The 22,486-nt window shown below is 73.8% G+C and carries 19 protein-coding genes and 1 pseudogene; 13 read left to right on the top strand and 7 right to left on the bottom strand.

Going from position 1 to position 22,486, the window contains the following annotated elements; translation table 11 throughout:
- Nucleotides 1–33: 33 nt before the first annotated feature.
- Nucleotides 34–1,575: a DUF4331 domain-containing protein gene (locus tag ACZ7JA_RS26890; protein ID WP_470810814.1), complete on the bottom strand. Its 1,542-nt coding sequence runs from the start codon at nucleotides 1,573–1,575 to the stop codon at nucleotides 34–36.
- A gap of 215 nt (nucleotides 1,576–1,790) precedes the next feature.
- Here ACZ7JA_RS26890 and ACZ7JA_RS26885 point away from each other — a divergent pair, with 215 nt between their 5' ends.
- From ACZ7JA_RS26885 to ACZ7JA_RS26875, 3 genes are all read left to right on the top strand, one after another.
- Nucleotides 1,791–2,333, top strand: coding sequence for a sigma-70 family RNA polymerase sigma factor (locus tag ACZ7JA_RS26885; RefSeq protein ID WP_351671063.1), 543 nt, complete (start codon nucleotides 1,791–1,793; stop codon nucleotides 2,331–2,333).
- A complete protein-coding gene (locus ACZ7JA_RS26880; RefSeq protein WP_470810811.1) occupies nucleotides 2,330–3,142 on the top strand; it encodes an anti-sigma factor in 813 nt (270 codons plus the stop codon). The genes ACZ7JA_RS26885 and ACZ7JA_RS26880 overlap by 4 nt, the downstream gene beginning before the upstream one ends.
- Nucleotides 3,143–3,268: 126 nt before the next feature.
- Nucleotides 3,269–3,538 carry a hypothetical protein gene (locus ACZ7JA_RS26875; protein ID WP_351671069.1) on the top strand — a complete coding sequence of 90 codons (270 nt, stop codon included), beginning with the start codon at nucleotides 3,269–3,271 and terminating at the stop codon, nucleotides 3,536–3,538.
- A gap of 94 nt (nucleotides 3,539–3,632) precedes the next feature.
- Here the strand turns inward: ACZ7JA_RS26875 and ACZ7JA_RS26870 are convergent, their stop codons facing one another.
- Complete coding sequence (locus tag ACZ7JA_RS26870; protein ID WP_351671072.1) at nucleotides 3,633–4,829, bottom strand: CaiB/BaiF CoA transferase family protein; 1,197 nt, start codon at nucleotides 4,827–4,829, stop codon at nucleotides 3,633–3,635.
- A gap of 68 nt (nucleotides 4,830–4,897) precedes the next feature.
- On the opposite strand from ACZ7JA_RS26870, the gene ACZ7JA_RS26865 reads away from it, so the two are divergent.
- Nucleotides 4,898–5,230: a hypothetical protein gene (locus tag ACZ7JA_RS26865; RefSeq protein ID WP_470810808.1), complete on the top strand. Its 333-nt coding sequence runs from the start codon at nucleotides 4,898–4,900 to the stop codon at nucleotides 5,228–5,230.
- Here ACZ7JA_RS26865 and ACZ7JA_RS26860 read toward each other — a convergent pair.
- From ACZ7JA_RS26860 to hmgA, 3 genes are read right to left on the bottom strand one after another with little or no spacing between them, the layout of a single operon-like run.
- Complete coding sequence (locus ACZ7JA_RS26860; protein ID WP_470810806.1) at nucleotides 5,227–6,378, bottom strand: type ISP restriction/modification enzyme; 1,152 nt, start codon at nucleotides 6,376–6,378, stop codon at nucleotides 5,227–5,229. The genes ACZ7JA_RS26865 and ACZ7JA_RS26860 overlap by 4 nt on opposite strands.
- A gap of 26 nt (nucleotides 6,379–6,404) precedes the next feature.
- Nucleotides 6,405–7,154, bottom strand: coding sequence for a GntR family transcriptional regulator (locus ACZ7JA_RS26855; protein ID WP_351671076.1), 750 nt, complete (start codon nucleotides 7,152–7,154; stop codon nucleotides 6,405–6,407).
- Between the two features lie 45 nt (nucleotides 7,155–7,199).
- A complete protein-coding gene (gene hmgA / locus ACZ7JA_RS26850) occupies nucleotides 7,200–8,549 on the bottom strand; it encodes a homogentisate 1,2-dioxygenase (protein WP_351671078.1) in 1,350 nt (449 codons plus the stop codon).
- Nucleotides 8,550–8,908: 359 nt separating this feature from the next.
- Between hmgA and ACZ7JA_RS26845 the strand changes: the two genes are divergently transcribed.
- The 9 genes and pseudogenes from ACZ7JA_RS26845 to ACZ7JA_RS26805 all read left to right on the top strand — a co-directional run bounded on the left by ACZ7JA_RS26845 (nucleotide 8,909) and on the right by ACZ7JA_RS26805 (nucleotide 20,521).
- Complete coding sequence (locus ACZ7JA_RS26845; protein WP_351671080.1) at nucleotides 8,909–9,526, top strand: TetR/AcrR family transcriptional regulator; 618 nt, start codon at nucleotides 8,909–8,911, stop codon at nucleotides 9,524–9,526.
- A 139-nt stretch (nucleotides 9,527–9,665) separates the two neighbouring features.
- Nucleotides 9,666–11,918, top strand: a complete 2,253-nt coding sequence (locus ACZ7JA_RS26840) for a molybdopterin oxidoreductase family protein (protein WP_470810803.1) — start codon at nucleotides 9,666–9,668, stop codon at nucleotides 11,916–11,918.
- A 133-nt stretch (nucleotides 11,919–12,051) separates the two neighbouring features.
- Complete coding sequence (locus tag ACZ7JA_RS26835) at nucleotides 12,052–13,446, top strand: CitMHS family transporter (RefSeq protein WP_470810801.1); 1,395 nt, start codon at nucleotides 12,052–12,054, stop codon at nucleotides 13,444–13,446.
- Between the two features lie 68 nt (nucleotides 13,447–13,514).
- Nucleotides 13,515–14,806 (top strand): annotated as a pseudogene (locus ACZ7JA_RS26830) (MFS transporter).
- A gap of 99 nt (nucleotides 14,807–14,905) precedes the next feature.
- Entirely contained in the window at nucleotides 14,906–15,625 is a 720-nt protein-coding gene (locus ACZ7JA_RS26825) for a hypothetical protein (RefSeq protein WP_351671088.1), read from the top strand.
- A complete protein-coding gene (locus ACZ7JA_RS26820) occupies nucleotides 15,612–16,274 on the top strand; it encodes a class F sortase (RefSeq protein ID WP_351671090.1) in 663 nt (220 codons plus the stop codon). The genes ACZ7JA_RS26825 and ACZ7JA_RS26820 overlap by 14 nt, the downstream gene beginning before the upstream one ends.
- 283 nt (nucleotides 16,275–16,557) lie before the next feature.
- On the top strand, nucleotides 16,558–17,898 hold the full coding sequence (locus ACZ7JA_RS26815) for an ABC transporter ATP-binding protein (RefSeq protein WP_389448600.1): 1,341 nt from the start codon (nucleotides 16,558–16,560) through the stop codon (nucleotides 17,896–17,898).
- A 137-nt stretch (nucleotides 17,899–18,035) separates the two neighbouring features.
- Nucleotides 18,036–19,424 carry an aldehyde dehydrogenase family protein gene (locus tag ACZ7JA_RS26810; RefSeq protein ID WP_351671094.1) on the top strand — a complete coding sequence of 463 codons (1,389 nt, stop codon included), beginning with the start codon at nucleotides 18,036–18,038 and terminating at the stop codon, nucleotides 19,422–19,424.
- A 14-nt stretch (nucleotides 19,425–19,438) separates the two neighbouring features.
- Nucleotides 19,439–20,521 (top strand): Zn-dependent alcohol dehydrogenase, encoded by a 1,083-nt coding sequence (locus ACZ7JA_RS26805; RefSeq protein ID WP_470810798.1) that lies wholly within the window; start codon nucleotides 19,439–19,441, stop codon nucleotides 20,519–20,521.
- A gap of 129 nt (nucleotides 20,522–20,650) precedes the next feature.
- Here the strand turns inward: ACZ7JA_RS26805 and ACZ7JA_RS26800 are convergent, their stop codons facing one another.
- Both ACZ7JA_RS26800 and ACZ7JA_RS26795 read right to left on the bottom strand, forming a co-directional pair.
- On the bottom strand, nucleotides 20,651–21,586 hold the full coding sequence (locus tag ACZ7JA_RS26800) for a DMT family transporter (protein WP_351671098.1): 936 nt from the start codon (nucleotides 21,584–21,586) through the stop codon (nucleotides 20,651–20,653).
- A 158-nt stretch (nucleotides 21,587–21,744) separates the two neighbouring features.
- Complete coding sequence (locus ACZ7JA_RS26795; protein ID WP_403683210.1) at nucleotides 21,745–22,455, bottom strand: ArsR/SmtB family transcription factor; 711 nt, start codon at nucleotides 22,453–22,455, stop codon at nucleotides 21,745–21,747.
- Between the last annotated feature and the right edge of the window lie 31 nt (nucleotides 22,456–22,486).

The raw sequence follows: 22,486 nt of genomic DNA, 5'->3' as shown, positions 1-22,486 counted from the left end.
AGGGGAAACGGGCCGCGCCGGTTCGGGGGTGGGTCAGTACGGGCGGCGCATCCGGCGGCGCCACCAGGTGAGGGCGGTGCCGACCAGCAGGATGCCGGCCGCGCCCGAGGCCGCCGAGGCGGCGATCAGCACGGTGTTCCCGGAGCCGGCGGTGTCCGCCCCGGCCGGCCGCAGCGCGTCGCCGAGCTGGCTGCGCACGTCCGCGCCCTTGGTCGTGCCCTTGGCGAGCGCGCCGCGCGAACCGGCGGTCGGCTCGGCGACATACGGGAAGTACTTCTCGAACTTCTTGTCGTTCTTGTCCACCGCGTCGCCGAGGTCGTTCTTGGCGCCGACCAGTTCGCCCTCCATGACCTGCAGCGCCTCGTCGATGACGTCGTCGGTAAGCCGCCGGCCGTTCGGGAAGCCCGCGTTGTCACCGTCCAGCACGCCCAGCCGCTTGGGATGCATGGCCGGCTTGATCGACGTGTTGAGCCGCAGCTGCTCCGAAGGCTTCACGTTCGGCGGCTGGTTGAGGCCCTTGACGCCCTTCAGGAAGACGTCGACCAGGTCGTTGCGCGGCTCGGCGGGCGCCTTGATCTTGTAGATGCCCTCGATGAGCTTCGGCAGCTCGGGATTGGTCACGTTCTTCAGGAACTGGGCGTCGTACGAGGGCTGCGACGCGTTGAACCGGTCCTTGTCCTTCTGCGGGTTGACGACCTCGTTCACCAGCGGGTTGCCCAGGCGCGACACCTGCGCGTAGTAGCCCTGCGCGTTGCGGCGCTGGGTGGTCGACCAGATGCCGACGACCGGCTGCTCGCCGGACTCCCGTATCAGGTCGTTCGGCACCTGGAGGGCGATCGTGTTGACGTTGTAGCCCTTGAGCGTGTCCCGGCCGACCTCGGTCAGGTTGCCGCCGTACAGCAGGTCGAACACCCGCAGGTCCAGGAAGAACGGGTCGTCGGCCTGGCCCGCGAAGGTCGCGGCGCCGCCCGCCGCCTTGTACACGGCCTGCGAGCGCAGCTTGCCGTAGTCAGGCATGGACGCCTTGCCCACGTTCGAGGGCGCCACCGGCACGTCGTCCGCGAGCTTCGTCCGCGACACCACGTGCTGGTTCTTCGTCCGGATCAGCTCGATGTCGTACGTCTGCGTGATGTTGAGGTCCGGGTCGTCCAGGCTGGTGACGGGCCCGGTGTTGTACAGGAACGTGTCCCCGTTCCTCGTGTGCGTCCTGAAGGTGTAGCGGAACAGCAGATCGTCCTGCGCGTCACCGTTGCTGTCGACGTGGATGTCGTACTGCGCGTCGTCCGCGAACGTGTAGAAGTTCGGGCCGCCGGCCGGCTCCTCGAACGGGATCCAGTCGGCCACGATCGTCGTGGTGTCGGGCTTGTCCGGGCTGACGAACGCGTACAGGTCCGTGTTGTCGTACTGCGGGGTCCCCGAGATCAGCGGGGCCTCGCGGTGCGAGGAGGCGGAGGCCGCCCCGGGTTCCAGCGTGGCGACGCCGGCGGCTGCTAGCCCCCCGGCGGCCAGCGCACCGCAGATGAGCGTGACCAGGCCCTTGCGACCGGTGCCGCTCCTGGAGAAGAGAGGTGTCATGCCGTCCGTCCTCAGTACCGACTTGCTTTGACGGACGGGTATACGGAGCGGGTTCGCCGATCGGATTGGTCGGCCGGGGAATTTCTTTCGGACCGTCCCGGACCCGCGTTTTCGGCCCGCTGATGCGTATCAACCGCCGGAGGTGTGCGCTCGTGCGGATGCGTGGAGCAAGAGGCGGGGGACGGGCCGGCTGCGGCCACGGAGGTAGAACCGGAGTGGAGGCGGACGAACTGCTGGTTCTCGTGGCGGGCGGTGACCAGAGGGCGTTCGAGGAGCTGTACGCACTGGTGTCCGGACCGGTGTTCGGACTCGTGCGCCGGGTGGTGCGCGACCCCTCGCAGTCCGAGGAGGTGTCCCAGGAGGTGCTGCTCGAACTGTGGCGCTCCGCGGGCCGGTTCGACCCCCGGCGGGGCAGCGCCCTCTCCTGGATCCTCACCCTCGCCCACCGCCGCGCCGTCGACCGGGTGCGCAGCGTGCGCGCGGCCGGCGAACGCGAGCAGCGGGAGGCTTTGCGCTCCGGGGAACCGGCCTTCGACCACGTCGCGGAGGAGGTGGAGGCCGGTCTGGAGCGCGAGTGGGTGCGCCGCTGCCTGAACCGGCTCACGGCGCTGCAGCGCCAGTCCGTCACCCTCGCCTACTACGACGGCTACACCTACCGTGAGGTGGCCGAGCGGCTCTCGCTGCCGCTCGGCACCGTCAAGACCCGGATGCGCGACGGGCTCACCCGGCTGCGCGACTGCCTGGGAGGTGCCGCGTGAGCGTTCTCGGCCGCCTGCTGGGCCGCGGTGACCTGCACTCGCTCGCCGCCCCCTACGCGCTCGACGCCCTCGAACCCGGCGAACGGCGCCGCTTCGACAAGCACTTGGCGAAGTGCGACCGCTGCGCCGCGGAGACGCGCGCGCTGTCCGAGGACGCGGTGCGCCTCGCCCTCTCCACGGCCGCCCCCGCACCGGCCGCCCTGCGCGACCGGGTGCTGGCCGCCGTCCGCGCCACCCCCCAGGAGCAGCCGCCCGCCCGGGAGCGCGCGCCCCAACTGCCCCCGCACGTCTGGGGCGGACAGCCGCCGCCCGCGCGCGCCCGTACGCCCCGGACGCGCCCGCTCTTCGTCCCGTTCGCCACGGCGACCGCCGCCGCGGCCCTCGTCGTCGCCTCCCTCTTCGCCGTCCAGGCGAACCGCACGCAGGACCGGCTCGACGCCGAGCAGGCCCGGGCACGTGAGATCGCCCACGTTCTCGCCGCTCCCGACGCCCGCGCCACCGCGAGCTCGGACGCCCGGGGCCGCGGTATCGGAGTGATCGCTTCCGCCTCGGAGGGGAGGGTGGTCGTCACCCTCAGCGGATACGGCGCCCCTTCCGGTGGCCGAGTGCACCAGCTCTGGGTCATGCGCCCCCATGCGCTGCCGCGCTCCCTGGGCCTCCTCGCGGGCGACACGCCCTTGGTGGCCAAGGGACTCGGGCCGACCTCGACGTCACTCGCCGTGACCGTCGAGCCCGGCGGTGGATCGGCACAGCCCACTGGTCAGCCCGTTGCTCAACTCACCCTGAAAGCGGTCGGATTCGGAGAGTAGTCGGCGACGCATGGTCAACCTCCTTATGGGGAAGGTGAATCCTGTGGGCGAGATACACGGGTGCTCCACCGGGGCGATAGGGTTACCCTGCCCGGGCCGGGTGGACTCGTACGGGTGGGGAGTGACATGGAGCAGATAACAGTGCGCAGCAGGGCCAGGGTCCCTGCGATCACCTGCGGGAGCAGCGCGACCAGTTCGCGCCTCGACCGCCATCTGTCGGTGCTGGCGGGTCCCGCCATACCGCAGGTCGAGACGGCCGAGGCCACCTCGCTGATGCTCGAGCTGACGGCACGTGACACCGCGCACCAGCGCAGCGACCGGGGCCGGCGGGTCAGCCGGGTCTCCCTGTTCGCGCCCCTGCGCCGGCTGCGCCGCTCGCTGTTCGGCGGGCACTGAGCCGGCGCCCGGCCGAGTACCGAACGAACCCCGCGAGGCCCCGCGGGGTCCCTGAAGCAGGCCGGCGGTCCCGGAGCCCGTCCGGGGCCCGCGCTCAGGCCGCCACACCGTCCCGGCGCAACGCTGCGATCTCGTCGTCCGTCATCCCCACGGCGCGCAGCAGGGCACCGGTGTGCTGTCCGAGCGCGGGCACGTCGCCCATCCGCGCCTCGTCCCCGCCCGGCAGCGTGATGGGAGGCAGCAGCGCCTTCAGCGGCCCGACCGGCGTACCCACCCGACGCCACCGCTCCCGGGCCGCGAGCTGCGGATGCTCCGCCAGCTCGTGCAGGTCACGCAGCCGCGCGCAGGCGATGTGCGCCTTCTCCAGCCGGGCCAGCGCCTCGTCGGCGCCGAGCAGGACCAGCGCGTCCGCCACCAGCTCGTCGGTCCGCTCCCGGTTCGCCACCCGGGCCGCGTTCGTCGCGAAGTCCGGGTCCGTGCCCAACTCCGGTCTGCCTATCACCTGTTCGGCCAGCCGGCGCCACTCCCGGTCGTTCTGCACCGACAGCAGCACCCGGCCGCCGTCCGCCGTCGGATAGGCGTCGTAGGGCGCGATCACGGCGTGCGCGAGGCCGGTGCGGGCCGGTGGCTCGCCCCCGTGCATCGCGTGGTGCAGCGGATGCCCCATCCACTCCGCGAGCGCCTCCAGCATCGACACCTCCACCGGTCCGCCCCGGCCGGTGGCGCCCCGCCGGACCAGCGCGGCCAGCACCCCGGAGAAGGCGTACATGGCCGCCGCGATGTCCGCCGCCGGGATGCCCGCCTTGACCGGCTGCCCGGGCGTCCCGGTCACCGACACGAGCCCGGCCTCGCACTGCACGAGCATGTCGTAAGCCCGCTTGTCCGCGTACGGGCCCGAGTCGCCGTAGCCGGAGATGTCCACGGCGATCAGCCGCGGGTGCGCCGCGCACAGCGTCGCCGCGTCCAGCCCCAGCCGGGCGGCGGCCCCGTGCGCGAGGTTCTGCACGAACACGTCGGCGTCCGCGATCAGCCGCCGTACGACGGCCAGGCCGCGCGGGTCCTTCAGGTCCAGGGCGATGGACTCCTTGCCGCGGTTGCACCACACGAAGTGCGAGGCGAGACCCGCGGCGGCGGTGTCGTAACCCCGTGCGAAGTCGCCGCCGTCGACCCGCTCGACCTTCACGACCCGGGCGCCCAGGTCGGCGAGCTGCCGGGTGGCGAAGGGCGCGGAGACGGCCTGTTCGACGGCGACGACGGTGATGCCCTCCAGGGGCAGCGGCAGACGATCCATGAGCCGGATGATCTCCTCTGACCGGCGGTTCTGTCAGCACCCCGCCGCCGGACCCGTCCCCTGACCGCATGGACCGGGACCGTGCGGGGCCTCGACTCGCCCCGACCGCCGGGCTGCCGGCGGCCGTCCGCGGTCCCGGGCCCGCCCTGTGGCTGCGTGGCGGCCGGCCGCTGGACTTCCTTCCCCGCGAGGCCCTCCGGGACCTCGGACACGGCGACTCACGCACCTGGGCGCGGGACACGGGGGTCCTCACCGGCACCCTGACCCGGCTCAGGCGCCGGCCGGTCCCCGGCCCCCGGTTCGACTTCACCCGGAACGGCCTGGACAGCGGCTTCGCCCTGCTGGACAAGCCGAGGACGCCGCCGGCGCCACCCGGCCGGAGGCCTCGCTGCCACCGCTAGAGCAGGGCGAACTGGCCGTCCGGGCCCTCCTCCTGGTGGTCCAGGACCGAGGCGGGGCGGCGGGCGGAGGCCGGGACCGGGAGGACGCCCGCGTCGCGCAGCTCGGCCGCGGTGACCGGTGAGGTGACCTCCAGCGCGGCCCGCCGCGGGCGCAGTTCCGCCAGCAGGGCCAGCACCGTGACCAGCTCCAGCAGCTCCGACGTCCAGGCCTGCGGCCAGGCGGCGGGGCGGATCGCGGCCAGGGTGCCCGGCTCCGCCGCAGCGGTGCGGGCCGCGAACCATGCCTCCAGGGTCCGGACCCCGGCCACCTCGTGGTCCCAGGCCTCCGGCGGCACCGGGGAGATCCGGCCCTCGTCGAGGTGCAGCGTCTCCTCCTCCCGGTCGTAGCGCAGGGTGAGGGGGCGCACGGGCAGGGGAGCGCGGACGTAGGGGCGGCGGCCGCCGGGCAGTCTGGGGCGTTCGCCGTCGCGGCGCATCAGCCACAGCATGCGGCGGCCCAGTTCCACGCCGGCGGCCCAGACCCCGGCGTCCCGGGTGAGCGGGACGGTGCGGCCGGGCCGGACCGCCGCCAGGATCCAGGCCAGCACGTCCGCGGCGGCGGGGCGTTCCCCGAGCAGGGCGCCCAGGTGGTCCAGCAGGCCGGGCGCCAGGTTCGGCTCCGTGCCGTCCGGGCGGCGGTACAGCGGCCGGACACGGCCGGGGCGCATCAGCGGCAGCAGCGAGGTCGCGAGCAGCGGGCCGTCGTCGCCCGTCTCCACCAGGAACACCTGCCGCTCGCCCGCCACCCGCCACAGCTCCGGCCGGGCCACGTCGAGCAGCCGGTGGTCCGGGATCAGCCACTGCTCGTCGAAGGGGGCCGCCAGCACCCGCACCGGCTCGGCGCAGGGGCCCTCGGCGCGCGCCAGCCGCTCGGTGCCGGAGGACTGGCCGGGGAGCTGGCCCACCGCGGAGTGCGCGGTGCGCGAGCGGGTCGGCTCGAACAGGGCCTCCCGGTCCGGGCCGCCGGCCTTGAGCAGCGCGTCCCAGCGGGCCCGCAGGGAGCCGGGGTCGGGCGCCGTCGGCCAGGCGCGGCCCGGCCGCAGCGGTGCGACGGACCACGGCATGAGGTCCGCCAGCGGCGGAGCGTCGTCGTGCGTCACGCTGGGCATCGTAGAGCCTGCCGGTGACGGCCGGGTCAGGTGGCGTCCAGGGTCACCGTGAACGAGAAGCGGTCGCCCCGGTAGTGGATCACCACCACGTCGAGTGCCCGTCCGGCGGCGTCGTAGGTCACGCCCGTGTAGTGCAGGATCGGGCTGAGCAGCGGCACCTGGAGCAGCCGCGCGGTCTCCGGGTCGGCGAGCCGGGCCTCCACGGTGTCCGTGATGCGGCTGATGTCCGCACCCGCGACGTCCCGCAGCACCTTCGTCATCGGCCAGCGGACCAGGTCCCGCACGTCGATGCGCGCCGCGAGTTCGGGGCGGACGTGGTTGCGGGCGTGGTTGGTCGGCTCGCCGGTCTTCTCGTCGCTGCGCAGCCGGTGGTACGTCGCCACCTCCGCCAGGTCCGGGAAGTGCTCGGCGAGTTCGCCGGTCACCGGCGTGCTGCCCTGCTCCAGCAGTTCGGTCGTCATGCCGGACTGCTGGGCGACGATCGCGTCCACCGAACCCAGCAGCCGCACCGGGGCGCCGCGCCGCGCGTCGGGCTCGATGAACGTGCCGCGCCGCCGGTGCCGGCTGATCAGCCCCTCGTCCTCCAGCTCCTTCAGCGCCTGCCGCATGGTGAGCACGCTCACCCCGTAGTGCTCCGCGAGCCGCTCCTCAGTGGGCAGGCGCAGCGGGTCCCGCGGTGAGCGGCCGAGTATCGAGGCGCGCAGCGACTGCGACACCTGGTACCACAGCGGCAGCTTGCGGTTCAGGACGATCGAATCCGGGGCGAAGGAGGTCACGGGGCTATCCGTACCTGTTCGGGATCGTTCGGTGCAACGGAGCCGTCACAGCGCCCGGAAGTGGCGCTCGAGGCCCTGCCAGACGTCGTCGTACCGCTGCTGGAGGTGGCCGGCCCCGGCCGCCTGCGGGGCGAGCGTCAGCGGCCAGCGGGTCTCGAACATGAACGCCAGTCCGTCGTCGACCCGCTGCGGCTTCAGCTCGGCCGCGCTCGCCCGGTCGAAGGTCTCCCGGTCCGGGCCGTGCGCCGACATCATGTTGTGCAGCGAGCCGCCGCCGGGCACGAACCCCTCCGCCTTGGCGTCGTAGGCGCCCTCGACGAGGCCCATGTACTCGCTCATCACGTTCCGGTGGAAGTACGGCGGCCGGAAGGTGTCCTCGCCCACCAGCCAGCGCGGGGCGAACACCACGAAGTCGACGCCGGCCAGGCCCGGGGTGTCCGACGGGGACGTCAGCACCGTGAAGATGGACGGGTCGGGGTGGTCGTAGGAGATGGTGCCGATCACATTGAAACGGCGCAGGTCATAGACGTACGGCACATGGTTGCCGTGCCAGGCGACCACGTCGAGCGGGGAGTGGTCGTACGTGGCGGTCCAGAGGTTGCCGCAGAACTTGTTGACCACCTCCACCGGCCCCTCCACCTCCTCGTACGCGGCGACCGGCGCCCGGAAGTCCCGGGCGTTCGCGAGCCCGTTGGCGCCGATGGGACCGAGATCGGGGAGCTGGAACGGCGCCCCGTAGTTCTCGCACACATAGCCGCGGGCCGACTCGTCGAGCAGCTCCACACGGAAGCGCACCCCGCGCGGAATCAGTGCCACATGTGCGGGCTCCACATGGAGCCGGCCGAACTCGGTGTGCAGCAGCAGGCCGCCGCGCTCCGGCACGATGAGGAGCTCCCCGTCGGCGTCGGAGAACACCCGCTCCATCGAGGCGTTGGCGTGGTACAGGTGCACGGCCATGCCGGTCCGCTGGGTGGCGTCGCCGTTGCCGCCCAGCGTCCACAGCCCCGCCAGGAAGTCGGTGCCGGCCGGCGGCTCGGGCAGCGGGTTCCAGCGCAGCCGGTTGGGGTCGGGCACGGTCTCGGTGAAGGGCGCCGTGCGGATCGCGCCGTTGCCGGTGCGGGTGAACGCGGGGTGCGCGGCCGACGGCCGGACGCGGTACAGCCAGGAGCGCCGGTTGTGCGCCCGCGGTTCGGTGAACGCCGTGCCGCTGAGCTGCTCGGCGTACAGGCCGAGCGGCGCGCGCTGCGGCGAGTTGCGGCCCTCCGGCAGGGCGCCCGGCACCGCCTCCGAGGCGTGCTCGTTGCCGAACCCGGTCAGGTACGACAGTCCCTCGGCGGTCTTCCGCGCTCCCCCACGCTCGAACCCGCTCGCGCGGGAGGTACCCCCATCGCTCATTGATCGCTCCCTTGCGCTCCTGATTCCTATGCATCACCGTAGGAATGGTGGGGGTCCGGGCGCAAGGGGGTCCCGGGTTCTCGCGCCGGGTCCACCCGAAGGGATGGGCCGGGAACCGGACTTCAGGGGGATTCGGGATGCCGGGACGTTGTTCCGACCTCCCGGGCATGTCGTGGAGGCCATGGACGGGCAGGACCCTCGCCGCGCCCGCGGTCTCGGTCCTGCTGCCGCTGTCCGGGCCGGTGCGACGGCCCCGGTCCGCCCATGAGCGGGACGCCCCCGGCACCGCCGATGAGTGCATCGGCCACTCTTCTCCGTACTGGGGGGCGAGGTTCACCCGACCCCGGCGGAGAGGCATCATGAAGTCCGTGCCCCACGCGACATCGCTTCGCCGCGCCCCGGTCCAGCGGCGCAGCGCCGAACGGCTGACCAGGATCCTCGACGCCTGCGCCGACCTCCTCGACGAGGCCGGCTACGAGGCCCTGAGCACCCGCGCGGTGGCGGCGCGCGCCGAGGTGCCCATCGGTTCGGTCTACCGGTTCTTCGGCAACAAGCGGCAGATGGCCGACGCCCTCGCGCAGCGCAACCTGGAGCGGTACTCCGAACGCGTCTCGGAGCGGCTGAAGGGCGAACGGCGCGGGGACTGGCGGGCCGCCGTGGACGCCGTACTGGACGAGTACCTCGCCATGAAGCGCACCGCGCCCGGCTTCTCCCTCGTGGACTTCGGCAACCAGATCCCGGTCGGCGCCCGGCAGGCGGAGCCCAACACCCGGGTCGCCGGCCGGCTCACCGACCTGCTCTCCGGCTACCTCGGCCGCACACCCGGCGAGGATCTGCGCCGTGTCTTCCTGGTCGCCGTGGAGAGCGCCGACACCCTCGTGCAGCTCGCCTTCCGGGTCGATCCCGAGGGGGACGAGGCGATCATCCACGAGACCCGCGAGCTGCTGCGGGCGTACCTGGGGCGCGTCCTCGACTGAACTTGGCCCGCGGACGCGGCCGACGCGGGGGCTCCCCTCCATGCCTACCGGTCGGTATGCTCACCCCCCGAGCCCGCCGGAGCCCACCCGGGCCCACCGGGGCGGGCCCGGCACCGCCGCCGATCCTCCGGGAGGACCCGTGCCCCGCACCGCCCTGCGAATCTGCCCCCTGTGCGAGGCCACCTGCGGGCTGACCCTCACCGTCGAGGGCAGCCGGGTCACCGGCGCCCGCGGCGACCGCGAGGACGTCTTCAGCAAGGGCTTCATCTGCCCCAAGGGCGCCTCCTTCGGGGCCGTCGACGGCGACCCCGACCGGCTGCGCGGGCCGCTGGTCCGCGAGGACGGCGCGCTGCGCGAGGCCACCTGGGAGGAGGCCTTCGACAGGGTCGCGGCGGGTCTGCGCCCGGTCGTCGAGCGGTACGGGCCGCACGCCCTCGGCGTGGTCCTCGGCAACCCCAACGTGCACACCATGGCCGGCGCCCTCTACCCGCCGGTCCTGCTGGCCGCCCTGCGCACCCGCAGCCTGTTCACCGCCTCCACGGTCGACCAGATGCCCAAGCACGTCTCCAGCGGTCTGCTCTTCGGCGACGCCAACGCCATCCCGGTCCCGGACCTCGACCGCACCGACCACCTGCTGCTGATCGGCGCCAACCCCCTGGAGTCCAACGGAAGTCTGTGCACCGCCCCGGACTTCCCCGGCAGGCTCAAGGCCCTCAGGGCCCGCGGCGGCCGGCTCACCGTGGTGGACCCCCGCCGCACCCGCACCGCCAAACTCGCCGACCGGCACCTGGCGATCCGCCCCGGCACCGACGCCCTGCTGCTCGCCGCGCTGGCCACCGTGCTGTTCGAGGAGGAGCTGACCGACCTCGGCGCGCTCGCCCCGCACGTCAAGGACGTCGACGAACTCCGGGCGGCCCTCGCCGACTTCACCCCCGAGGCGGTGGCCCCCGCCTGCGACCTCGACGCGGACCTCATCCGCACCCTCGCCCGCGAACTCGCCGCCGCCCCCACCGCCGCCGTCTACGCCCGCATCGGGAGCTGCACCGTCCCGCACGGCACCCTCGCGAGCTGGCTGGTCGACGTCCTCAACGTCCTCACCGGCAACCTGGACCGGCCGGGCGGCGCCCTGTTCCCGCAGGCCGCCACCGACCGGACCCCGCGCCCGGCCGGCCCCGGCCACGGCTTCGCGCTCGGCCGCTGGCACTCGCGCGTACGGCAGCTGCCGGAGGCCAAGGGCGAGTTGCCGCTCTCCGCGCTCGCCGAGGAGATCGACACCGCGACGGACGCGGGTGAACCGGTCCGCGCGCTCGTCGTCGTCGCGGCCAACCCGGTACTGTCCGCGCCCGACGGCGACCGCCTCGACAAGGCCCTGGACTCACTGGACTTCATGGTCAGCGTCGATCCGTACCTCAACGAGACCTCCCGCCACGCGGACGTCGTACTGCCCCCGCCGCCGCCCTCGCAGAGCCCCCACCACGACTTCGCCTTCAACACCCTCGCGGTCCGCAACCAGGTCCGCTACAGCCGCCCCGCCGTCCCCCTCGAACCCGGCCGCATGGCGGAGACGGAGATCCTCGCCCGGCTGGTCCTGGCCGCGACGGGCCGGCACGGCGCCGACCCGGCCGCCGTGGACGCGATGGTCGTCGGGCAGACCCTCGGCAAGGCCGTCCAGGAACCCCACTCCCCGGTGCACGGGCGCGATCCGGAGGAGCTCGCCGCGCAGCTCACCGGGGAGAGCGGCCCCGAGCGGCGGCTCGACCTGATGCTGCGCCTCGGCCCCTACGGCGACGGCTTCGGCGCCCGGCCCGACGGACTGACGCTGCGCAGGCTGCTCGACCACCCGCACGGCATCGACCTGGGCCCGCTGCGCCCGCGCCTGCCGCAGCCCCTGAAGACCGTGAGCGGCAGGATCGAGCTGCTGCCCGGGCCGATCGCCGGCGACCTGCCCCGGCTGCGCGCCGCCCTGCGCGAGCGCCCCGCCGCACTGGTCCTCGTCGGACGCCGTCACCTGCGCTCCAACAACAGCTGGATGCACAACGTGCCCGCCCTCACCGGCGGCAGCAACCGCTGCACCCTGCAGCTCAACCCGCGCGACGCCGCACGCCTCGGCATAGCGGACGGGGAACAGGTGCGGGTCAAGGGCGCCGGGGGAGAGGTGACCGCGCCCGCCGAGGTCACCGACGCGGTCCGGCCGGGCGTGGTGAGCCTGCCGCACGGCTGGGGCCACGACCGCCCCGGCGTCCGGCTGAGCCACGCCGTCGCCGACCCCGGCGTCAACGTCAACCAGCTCCTCGACGGCAGCCTGCTCGACCCGCTGTCCGGCAACGCGGTCCTCAACGGGGTGCCGGTCGAGGTGGCGGCCGTGTCGGCGAAGCTGGGCGCGCTGACCTGAGTAAAGCTGTGACCTGGACTTTCGCGCTTATTGCTCGCGTGTCAACCACTTGTTAACGCCGTTTGACGGGACCTAACGTCACACCGCCGGCCCCAGGCGGGATGTTCAAGGGCGAACGTTAGGTATCCATTTCATGCTGACCATTCTCGGCTTCGCCATGATCGCGACCTTCCTGGTCCTGATCATGCTGAAGAAGATGTCGCCGATCGCGGCGCTCGTGCTCATACCGGCACTCTTCTGTGTCTTCGTGGGCAAGGGCGCCCACCTCGGCGACTACGTCATCGACGGCGTCACCGGCCTCGCCCCCACAGCGGCGATGCTCATGTTCGCGATCGTCTACTTCGGTGTGATGATCGACGTCGGCCTCTTCGACCCGATCGTCCGCGGCATCCTGCGGTTCTGCAGGGCCGATCCGCTGCGGATCGTCGTCGGCACGGCCGTCCTCGCCGCGATCGTCTCCCTCGACGGCGACGGCTCCACCACCTTCATGATCACCGTCTCGGCGATGTACCCGCTGTACAAGCGGCTGAAGATGAGCCTGGTCGTGATGACCGGCGTCGCGGCCATGGCCAACGGCGTGATGAACACCCTCCCCTGGGGCGGCCCGACCGCGCGCGCCGCGACCGCGCTGAAGCTGGACGCGAGCGACATCTTCGTCCCGATGATCCCGGCCCTGGCCACGGGCCTGCTGTTCGTCCTCGTCCTCGCCTACGTCCTCGGCCGGCGCGAGCGCAAGCGGCTCGGCGTCCTCACCCTGGACGAGGCGCTGGTGGAGGCGCCCGAGACGCAGACCGTGCTGGTCGGCGCCGGTTCCAGCGGCACCGCGAAGCGCACCGGGGACGCCGGCTCCGGCGGGGGCCTGCCCGAGGCGCCCGAGGACGAGGGCTTCCAGGGCCTCGACCCCGGCCGCGCGACCCTGCGGCCGAAGCTGTACTGGTTCAACGCGCTGCTCACGGTCGCCCTGCTCACCGCCATGATCATGGAGTGGCTGCCGATCCCGGTGCTGTTCCTGCTCGGCGCCGCCCTCGCGCTGACCGTCAACTTCCCGCACATGCCGGACCAGAAGGCCCGGATCGCCGCGCACGCCGAGAACGTCCTCAACGTCTCCGGCATGGTCTTCGCCGCCGCCGTCTTCACCGGAGTGCTGCAGGGCACCGGCATGGTGGACCACATGGCCGAGTGGCTGGTGCGCAACGTCCCCGACGGCATGGGCCCGCACATGGCCCTCGTCACCGGCGTGCTGAGCATCCCGCTCACGTACTTCATGTCCAACGACGGCTTCTACTTCGGCATCCTGCCGGTGCTCGCGGAGGCGGGCCAGGCCCACGGCGTGTCCACCGTGGAGATCGCCCGCGCCTCGATCGTCGGCCAGCCGCTGCACATGTCCAGCCCGCTCGTCCCGGCCGTGTACGTCCTCGTCGGCATGGCCAAGGTCGAGTTCGGCGACCACACCCGGTTCGTCGTGAAGTGGGCCGTCCTCACCTCGCTGGTGGTGCTCGGCGCGGGCGTCGTCTTCGGCATCCTCTGACCCGCCGGACGCCCAGGAGCGTTCACCTGAGGAAGCACCCCGAAAGCCTCCCGGAAGGAGAAGGTCCCATGGCGCCCGGTGGGAACCGCGGCTGGCTGCTCCGCCTCGTCGTCGCCTTCGGTCTCGCGCAGGGGGCGGTGTCGATGGCCCGGCCCGCCGTCTCCTACCGGGCGCTCGCGCTGGGCGCCGACGAGCGGGCGGTCGGCGTCATCGCCGGGGTGTACGCCCTGCTCCCGCTGTTCGCGGCGGTACCGCTCGGCCGCCGCACCGACCACGGCCGCTGCGCTCCGCTGCTCCCGGTGGGCGTCGTCCTCGTCTCCGCCGGCTGCGTACTCAGCGGGCTGGCCGGCTCCCTGTGGACGACGGCCGTGTGGAGCGGGGTGATGGGGCTCGGGCACCTCAGCTTCGTGATCGGCGCCCAGTCGCTGGTGGCCCGGCAGTCCGCACCGCACGAACAGGACCGCAACTTCGGGCACTTCACCATCGGCGCCTCCCTCGGCCAGCTCGTCGGGCCGATCGCCGCGGGCGCCCTCATCGGCGGCCCCGACATGGCCGGCAGCAGCGGGCTCGCCCTCGTCGTGGCGGGCGCGGGCGGGGCGCTCGCGCTCACCTCGCTGTGGCGCGTCGAGGACCGCACGGCCGTCAACTCCGCCCCGCCGAAGGGCGGCAGGGTGCCGGTCGGCGGGATCCTGCGCGCCCGGGGCGTGCCCGCGGGGATGCTCATCAGCCTCTCCGTGCTCTCCGCCACCGACATCCTCACCGCCTATCTCCCGGTGGTCGGCGAGCACCGGGGCATCGCCCCCGCCGTGGTCGGCGTCCTGCTCGGTCTGCGCGCCGGGGCCACCATCGCCTGCCGGCTCGTCCTCACCCCGCTGCTGCGGCTGCTGGGCCGTCCCGCGCTGCTCACCGTGACCTGCTTCCTGGCGGCCGTGCTGTGCGCGGGCGTGGCCGTGCCGGCGCCGGTGTGGGCGCTCGGCGTGATGCTGACCGTCCTCGGTTTCTGCCTGGGCGTCGGACAGCCGCTGTCCATGACGACGGTCGTGCAGGCCGCCCCGGCCTGCGCCCGCTCCACCGCGCTCGCCCTGCGCCTGACCGGCAACCGGCTCGGCCAGGTCGCCGCCCCGGCCGCCGCGGGCCTGGTCGCGGGAGTGGCCGGAGTGGCCGCGCCGTTCGTGATGCTGGGCGCGTTGCTGTGCTGTCCTCGGCCGTGGCGGTGCGCTCGCCGGAGAGCGGAGAACGGTCGCCGGAGGCCGGTTCGGTGCCCGATCGGAAAGCCGATCCCGCGGCCGGTACGGAGGCCGATCCGGCGGCGGAGAAGGGCCGTGCGGGCCCGGCGTTGCGCCGCACGAGCGATATCTGACGGCGCGTCCGGCGTTGGTGCCGCGGGCCGTGGAGCGCATGCGTGAGAGTCCAGAGAAGAGCGATTTGTATGAAAATCGTCTAACTCGGAGGAGCTTGCATGCCCACCCTGACACTTCCACGGACCTTCTCCCGCGCGGGTGCCACCGTCCTCCTGACCACGCTCGCCGCGGCGGGCGCGTCGTGGGTGGCGGCCCCGGGCGCGGTGGCCCAGGGGGAGAACGGCGACATCAGGATCCACAACGCGCGTTCCACCAATCCGCCGTCGTTCATCGGCTCGGCGAAGGACGACCCGGTGGTCTGCAAGTTCTTCCTCGAGGCCGTCAACTTCGACTCGCTGCCCGTCATCACGTACACCATCACGCCCCAGCCCCCGCTGCCCACGGCCGCCATGGTGACGGGCACCATCCAGCTCGCCGGCGGCGCCGGCCACACCGACCCGCTGGGCCTCGCGGACGGGCAGTACAAGATCAGCTGGACCGTCGGGACGCCCACGGCCCTGAAGGAGAAGGTCTTCCGCGTCAACTGCCGTGACGGCAGGGTGGAGGGGCAGCAGGGTCCCGGTGGCCAGATCGAGGACCACCAGCAGAACCACGACCAGCAGAACCACGACCAGCAGGGCGACTCGGCCTGGGGCTCGGGCGGCGGCGACCACAACGACGGCGGCCCCAAGGGCGGTGTGCACGCGGGCGGCGGCGGCCTCGTCGACACCACGGGCGCGTTCTCGCCGGTCGCGGCCGCCGCGGCCGTCGGACTGGTCGCGGTCAGCGGCGCCGTGTACATCCGGCTGATCCGCCGGCGGCCCCATGGCGCCGCGTAGGCGCCGACCCAGGCCGTGGTACAGGACCCGCGCCTACCGCCTCGTCAGGACGGCCCTGCTCGCGGCCGTCCTGGTGACGGTGGGGGTCAGGTGCGGCGGACCGGACGGACCGGCCCAGGCGGGCGGCCGGTCCGGCGGCGACGGACGGCAGGGGGAGTCCGGTGACCAGGCGCCCCCGCCCCGCCCCCTGGCCACCCGGTCCCGGCCGACGGACTTCCGCATCCCGTCCCTCGGCATCGACGCCCCGGTCATGGGTCTGCGACTGGACCGCGACCATCAGTTGTCGACACCTCCGCTGGACCGCCCGAAGGAGGTCGGCTGGTACCAGGGCGGCCCCACGCCGGGACAGACCGGCACCGCCGTCGCCGTCGGCCACCGCGACACCCTGACCGGCGCCGCCGTCTTCGCGGCCCTCGCCCAGGTCGAGCCCGGCAAGCCGATCGAGGTCAGGCGCGCGGACGGCCGTACCGCCGTCTACAGCGTGGACCGGGTGAAGGTGTACGACAAGGCCGGCTTCCCCGACGAGGAGGTCTACGGCCCCGCCAAGCGCCCGGAGTTGCGCGTGCTCACCTGCGGCGGCCTGTACAGCCGGCGCACCGGCTACACGAGCAACGTGGTGGTCTTCGCCCACCTCACCGCGACCGGCTGACCCGCCCCGGGCGCCGCCTCCCGCGCCCCGTACCGGGCGGTCCGGAGCCCGAACCCGCCCCTCCGTTTCCCGCCCCCGCCTGGGGCGTGTTCCCGGACATCGTCACCACTCTTCCGCGACCGGGCACATTCCGTTAACTTCCGTGACTCGTGGGGCCTGTCGTCCCCTTCCCGCCGGCCGCGCGGCGGGAACGCGACGGCATGCCCCTGGGTCCCGTACGTCCGCACGGGACCCCGGACCCAAGGAGCAGCGGCGCTCCGCACAGCCCCCGGGGGCAGCACCCATGACACGCGCCATCTCTCTGCACGACGTGAGCAAGTCGTACGCCCGGGGCCCCCGGGTGGTCGACCGGGTCTCGCTGGACATCGCGCCCGGCGAGTTCCTGGTCCTGCTCGGCCCCTCCGGCTGCGGCAAGTCCACCGTGCTGCGCATGATCGCCGGCCTCGAGGAGATCGACGACGGCGCGCTGTTCCTCGACGGCGAGCACGCCAACGACTGGCTGCCCGCCGAGCGGGACATCGCCATGGTCTTCCAGAACTTCGCCCTCTACCCGAGCATGACCAGCCGCGACAACATCGGCTTCCCGCTGCGCATCGAGGCCCCCGCCGCCGACCCGGCCCCGCGCGTGGACGCGACCGCCCGCATGCTCGGCATCGAGGACCTGCTCGACCGGTTCCCCGGCCAGCTCTCCGGCGGCGAACGCCAGCGCGTCGCCATGGGCCGGGCCATCGCCCGCCACCCCTCAGCGTTCCTGATGGACGAGCCGCTGTCCAACCTCGACGCCAAGCTCCGCAACCACCTGCGGGCCGAGATATCCCAGCTCACCCGCGAGCTGGGCGTCACCACGGTGTACGTCACGCACGACCAGTCCGAGGCCATGTCCCTCGGCGACCGGGTCGCCGTGCTGCGCGGCGGCGTGCTCCAGCAGGTCGGCACCCCGCGCGAGGTCTACGCGCTGCCCCGCAACGTCTTCGTCGCCGCCTTCATCGGCACCCCGCGCATCAACCTGCTGCGCGGCCTGGTCCGCGCCCCGCTCGACGGCGCCATGACCATCAGCCTCGGCAAGCAGTACCTGCGCCTGCCCGAACCCCTCTCCCTCGACCACCAGTTGCTCCGCGTCCAGCAGGGCCGCGAGATCATCGTCGGGCTGCGCTCGGAGGCGGTGCGCATCGCCAAGCACAGCGCCGCCCGGCCCGGCGAGGTGCCGCTGACCGGGCTGGTGGAGCACATGGAGTTCCAGGGGCACGAGACCCTCGTGCACTTCAACACCGGTTCGCGCCCCGCCCTGGTGCCCGAGCTGGAGGCCCCGCGCCCGGCCGCCCGGGCCGCCCGCAGGCGCCGCCGGGACGGGGCGGGCGTGCTGGACCGGCTGCGGGAGCGGGCCGGGTCGCTGCGGGCCGGCCCCGTGGTGGTGCTGGAGCAGCCCCGGGAGACCGTGCCCGAGCCCGCGCCGCCGGAGGGCCGGCTCCCCGGCGACCTGGTGGTCCGCACCACCCCCGACATCCGGCTGCGCCACGGCATGCAGGTGCCCCTGCTCGTCGACCTCGCCCACCTCTTCGTCTTCGACCAGCACGGCGACCGCATCTGCCCGGCGCCGGCCAGGCTGCCCGACCTGGAGGAGTGAGCCGCCGCCGATCCGGCGATGATGTCCCGGTACGTCCGGGTACCGGGGACCGCCGGCGCCCGGGCGAGTCTGGCGCACGAAAACTATCGCCGCTAGTTTGTGTGACGGACGACGGAGACCCGCCGGGAGGAACCAGCATGAAGGCACATGACGGCCTGTACATCGACGGCGCCTGGCGCCCCGCCGCCGGCCGGGACGTGATCGAGGTCGTGAACCCGGCCGACGAGCAGGTCGTCGGCCGGGTCCCGGCCGGTGACGCGCAGGACGTCGACACCGCCGTACGCGCCGCCCGCGCGGCCTTCCCGGCCTGGGCGGCCACGCCCCCCGCCGAGCGCGCCGCGCGCCTGACCGCCCTGCGCGACGTCCTGGTCGCCCGCAAGGACGAGATCGCCGAGACGGTCACCGCCGAGCTGGGCTCGCCCCTGCAGTTCTCGCAGGCCGTGCACGCGAGCGTGCCGATCGCGGTCGCGGGCTCCTACGCCGAGCTGGCCGCGACCCACTCCTTCGAGGAGAAGGTCGGCAACTCCACCGTGCTGCACGAGCCGGTCGGCGTGGTCGGCGCGATCACCCCCTGGAACTACCCGCTGCACCAGATCGTCGCCAAGGTCGCCCCCGCGCTGGCCGCCGGCTGCACGGTCGTCCTCAAGCCCGCCGAGGACACCCCGCTCACCGCCCAGCTCTTCGCCGAGGCCGTCCACGAGGCCGGCGTCCCGGCCGGGGTGTTCAACCTCGTCACCGGCCTCGGCCCGGTCGCCGGGCAGGCCCTCGCCGAGCACCCGGACGTCGACCTGGTCTCCTTCACCGGCTCCACGGCGGTCGGCCGGCGGATCGGCGCGGTGGCCGGCGCCGCCGTGAAGCGGGTGGCGCTGGAGCTGGGCGGCAAGTCAGCCAACGTCATCCTGCCGAGCGCCGACCTCGCCCGGGCGGTGGGCGTGGGCGTCGCCAACGTGATGTCCAACTCCGGCCAGACGTGCAGCGCCTGGACCCGGATGCTGGTCCACCGCGACCGTTACGACGAGGCCGTCGAGCTGGCCGCGGCCGCCGCCGCCAAGTACGGCGACCGCATCGGCCCGGTCGTCAACGCCAAGCAGCAGGCCCGCGTGCTCGGTTACATCGAGAAGGGCGTCGCCGAGGGCGCCCGCCTGGTCGCGGGCGGCCCCGAAGCACCGCGCGAGCGGGGCTACTTCGTCAGCCCGACGGTCCTCGCCGACGTCACCCCGGAGATGACCGTCGCCCAGGAGGAGATCTTCGGCCCGGTGCTGTCCGTCCTGCGCTACGAGGACGAGGAGGACGCCCTGCGCATCGCCAACGGCACCGTGTACGGGCTCGCGGGCGCCGTCTGGGCCGGGGAGGAGTCCGAGGCGGTGGCCTTCGCCCGCCGCATGGACACCGGCCAGGTCGACATCAACGGCGGCCGGTTCAACCCGCTCGCCCCGTTCGGCGGCTACAAGCAGTCCGGGGTGGGCCGGGAACTCGGCAGCCACGGACTGGCCGAGTACCTCCAGACCAAGTCCCTGCAGTTCTGAGGAGCCAGCGAGCCATGGCCGTACGAGCCGCCGTCCTGCCCGCCATCGGCGCACCCCTGGAGATCACCGGCATCGAACTGCCCGACCCGGGCCCCGGGCAGGTCCGCGTCCGCCTCGCCGCCGCGGGCGTCTGCCACTCCGACCTGTCCCTGTCCAACGGGACCATGCGGGTGCCGGTCCCGGCGGTCCTCGGCCACGAGGGCGCCGGCACCGTGGTGTCCGTGGGGGAGGGCGTCACCCATGTCGCACCGGGCGACCTCGTCGTCCTCAACTGGGCGCCGGCCTGCGGCGCCTGTCACGCCTGCGCGCTCGGCGAGGTCTGGCTGTGCGCCAACGCCCTGTCCGGCGCGGCGGGCGTGCACGCCCGCACGAGCGACGGCACCGAACTCCACCCCGGCCTGAACGTCGCCGCGTTCGCCGAGGAGACGGTGGTCGCCGCGTCCTGCGTGCTGCCGCTGCCCGACGGCGTCCCGCTCACCGACGCCGCCCTGCTGGGCTGCGCCGTCCTCACCGGCTACGGCGCCGTCCACCACTCGGCACGGGTCCGCGACGGCGAGACGGTGGCGGTGTTCGGCGCCGGCGGCGTCGGTCTCGCCACGCTCCAGGCGGCCCGTATCGCGGGCGCCTCCCGGATCATCGCCGTGGACGTCTCGCCGGAGAAGGAGGAACTGGCCCGCGCGGCCGGCGCCACCGACTACGTCCTCGCCTCCGACGCCACCGCGCGCGAGATCCGCGCCCTCACCGGCAAGCAGGGCGTCGACGTCGCCGTGGAGTGCGTGGGCCGCGCGGTCAGCATCCGCGCCGCCTGGGACTCCACCCGCCGCGGCGGCCGGACGACCGTCGTCGGTATCGGCGGCAAGGACCAGGAGGTCACCTTCAACGCCCTGGAGATCTTCCACTGGGGCCGCACCCTGTCCGGCTGCGTCTACGGCAACACCGACCCGGCCCGCGACGTGCCCGTCCTCGCCGAGCACGTACGGGAGGGCCGGCTCGACCTCTCGGTGCTGGTCACCGAGCGGATCGCCCTGGAGGGCATCCCGGCGGCGTTCGAGAACATGCTCGCGGGCAAGGGCGGCCGCGCGCTGGTGGTGTTCTAGGCCAGGCTGGCACTCCCCCGTCCTTCGGCCGGGGGAGTGCCAGAGCACGCACCGGACGCCGCGACGCCCGCCCTATGGGCGAACGACGCGACGTCGCGGACACGACCCGGCGGCCGGCGCCCGCCCGGTTCAGCGCACCTTCTCGGGTCGCGGCTCCCCGGCCGCGACCCGGCGCGAGCGTCCGGCCGACCTGGACCGCGACACCGCGACACCTGCCAGGCACAGCACCCCGCCCACCAGGGTCAGCGCCCCCGGCACCTCGCCGAGCACCAGCCACGACATCAGCACGACCAGCGCCGGCACGGCGTACGTGGTCGCGCCCATCCGGCTGGCGGTGGTGCGGGCGAGGGCGTAGGCCCAGGTCGTGAAGGCCAGCGCGGTCGGGAAGACGCCCAGGTAGACCATGTCCAGGGTCGCCGACACGGGCGCGTGGGCCGCCTCGCTCACGAGCTGTCCGGCGAACGGCAGGCACACCACCGCGCCGACGAGACATCCGAACGTCGTCACCTGCAGGGCGCTCGCCTGCCCGAGGGCGGGCTTCTGCGACACGACCCCGGCGGCGTACGCCATCGCCGCCAGCAGACACGCCACCACCCCGAGCAGCGAGGCCCCGCCGCCCCCGGACGACATCGAAAGGCCCACGGTCACGGCGCCGGCGAAGGACACCGCCATCCCCGCCAGCAGCCTCGGCGGCATGGGGTCGCCCAGCAGCCGGGACCCGAGCAGGGCGATCAGCAGCGGGCCGACGTTCACGACGAGGGCGGCGGTGCCGGCGTCCACCCGCTGCTCGCCCCAGTTGAGGGCGACCATGTAGAACCCGAACCAGAGCACCCCGGAGAGGGCTATGCCGCGCCAGGCCGCTCTCGGTGGCAGCCCCTCCCGTCGTACGACGCACAGGACGCCCAGCGTGAGCGCTCCGGCCAGCAGCCGCCCGAGCGCCAGCGCACCCGGCGAGTAGGCGTCGCCGGCACTGCGGATCGCCACGAAGGCGGAGGCCCAGAGCACGACGGTGAACACGGCGGCCGCGGCGGGCAGCAGGGGGTGACGCGGGGCGTTGCTCATCATGCTCCTGAGGCTAGGCGGGACGGTGTGAGGCCGGCTGGCGGAAAAGCGACGGCGCCCTGCGGCGGGGGCGCCGGGGAGGATCCGAGGGTTGCGTGGAACGGCGCTGCCGGCCGGAGCGGACCCGCACCGGGCCACCGGCACGCCCCGCACCCCCGTTCTCAGCACAGCGCCTCCCGCTCGATGCCCAGCAGTTCGTACAGCGCCCGCGCCCCCGACGGAGTCACCCGCACCGCCCGCTCGGACCCGATCCGCTCGCACCAGCCCGCCTCCAGCGCGTGGCGGCACAGCGCGGCGCCCGCCGTGCCCGCGAGATGGGGCCGCCGCTCGGTCCAGTCCAGGCACGCCCGGGCCAGCGGGCGCCGGGCCGACCGGTCGAGGGCGATGCCCGCCGTGCCGTACCACCGCAGTCCCGCGTCCGTCAGCGCGAACCCGGTGTCCTGGCGCAGCAGCCCCCGCTCGGTGAGCGCGTCCGTGACCGCGATGCCCAGCCGTCCGGCGAGGTGGTCGTAGCAGGTGCGGCCCCGGGCCATCGCCGAGCCCGCGCTCGACGCCCGCAGGGTGCGCGGGCGTGCGGCGTCGTCGGGCGCCACCTGGACGGTCAGGTCCTCCAGGAGCTGGGCCACCCGCGCGTCGGCCAGCCGCACGTACCGGTGCCGGCCCTGCCGCTCCTCGGCCAGCAACCCGCCGGCGACCAGCTTGCCCAGGTGCTCGCTGAGCGTGGACGGGGCCACCCCGGCGTGCCGGGCCAGTTCCCCGGCGGTCCAGGCGCGTCCGTCCAGCAGCGCCAGCAGACAGGCGGCCCGCGTCTCGTCGGCGACGAGCGAGGCGAGCGCGGCGAGTCCGGCGGCCCGGACGTCCTTGGCGGTCATGCACCCAGCATGCGGCACCGACGCTTCGGCG

This window comes from Streptomyces sp. NPDC038135, assembly GCF_055601245.1.
The sequence above is the reverse complement of the archived record's forward strand: the minus strand, read 5'-3'. Positions and strand labels throughout refer to the sequence as shown.

What these genes read in the sequence shown, in the direction of transcription:
- ACZ7JA_RS26890 (WP_470810814.1), bottom strand. Translation starts at nt 1,575, where the DNA reads ATGACACCTCTCTTCTCCAGGAGCGGCACCGGTCGCAAGGGCCTGGTC.
- ACZ7JA_RS26875 (WP_351671069.1), top strand. Translation starts at nt 3,269, where the DNA reads ATGGAGCAGATAACAGTGCGCAGCAGGGCCAGGGTCCCTGCGATCACC.
- ACZ7JA_RS26870 (WP_351671072.1), bottom strand. Translation starts at nt 4,829, where the DNA reads ATGGATCGTCTGCCGCTGCCCCTGGAGGGCATCACCGTCGTCGCCGTC.
- ACZ7JA_RS26865 (WP_470810808.1), top strand. Translation starts at nt 4,898, where the DNA reads ATGGACCGGGACCGTGCGGGGCCTCGACTCGCCCCGACCGCCGGGCTG.
- ACZ7JA_RS26860 (WP_470810806.1), bottom strand. Translation starts at nt 6,378, where the DNA reads ATGCCCAGCGTGACGCACGACGACGCTCCGCCGCTGGCGGACCTCATG.
- hmgA (WP_351671078.1), bottom strand. Translation starts at nt 8,549, where the DNA reads ATGAGCGATGGGGGTACCTCCCGCGCGAGCGGGTTCGAGCGTGGGGGA.
- ACZ7JA_RS26845 (WP_351671080.1), top strand. Translation starts at nt 8,909, where the DNA reads ATGAAGTCCGTGCCCCACGCGACATCGCTTCGCCGCGCCCCGGTCCAG.
- ACZ7JA_RS26835 (WP_470810801.1), top strand. Translation starts at nt 12,052, where the DNA reads ATGCTGACCATTCTCGGCTTCGCCATGATCGCGACCTTCCTGGTCCTG.
- ACZ7JA_RS26825 (WP_351671088.1), top strand. Translation starts at nt 14,906, where the DNA reads ATGCCCACCCTGACACTTCCACGGACCTTCTCCCGCGCGGGTGCCACC.
- ACZ7JA_RS26820 (WP_351671090.1), top strand. Translation starts at nt 15,612, where the DNA reads ATGGCGCCGCGTAGGCGCCGACCCAGGCCGTGGTACAGGACCCGCGCC.
- ACZ7JA_RS26815 (WP_389448600.1), top strand. Translation starts at nt 16,558, where the DNA reads ATGACACGCGCCATCTCTCTGCACGACGTGAGCAAGTCGTACGCCCGG.
- ACZ7JA_RS26810 (WP_351671094.1), top strand. Translation starts at nt 18,036, where the DNA reads ATGAAGGCACATGACGGCCTGTACATCGACGGCGCCTGGCGCCCCGCC.
- ACZ7JA_RS26805 (WP_470810798.1), top strand. Translation starts at nt 19,439, where the DNA reads ATGGCCGTACGAGCCGCCGTCCTGCCCGCCATCGGCGCACCCCTGGAG.
- ACZ7JA_RS26800 (WP_351671098.1), bottom strand. Translation starts at nt 21,586, where the DNA reads ATGATGAGCAACGCCCCGCGTCACCCCCTGCTGCCCGCCGCGGCCGCC.
- ACZ7JA_RS26795 (WP_403683210.1), bottom strand. Translation starts at nt 22,455, where the DNA reads ATGACCGCCAAGGACGTCCGGGCCGCCGGACTCGCCGCGCTCGCCTCG.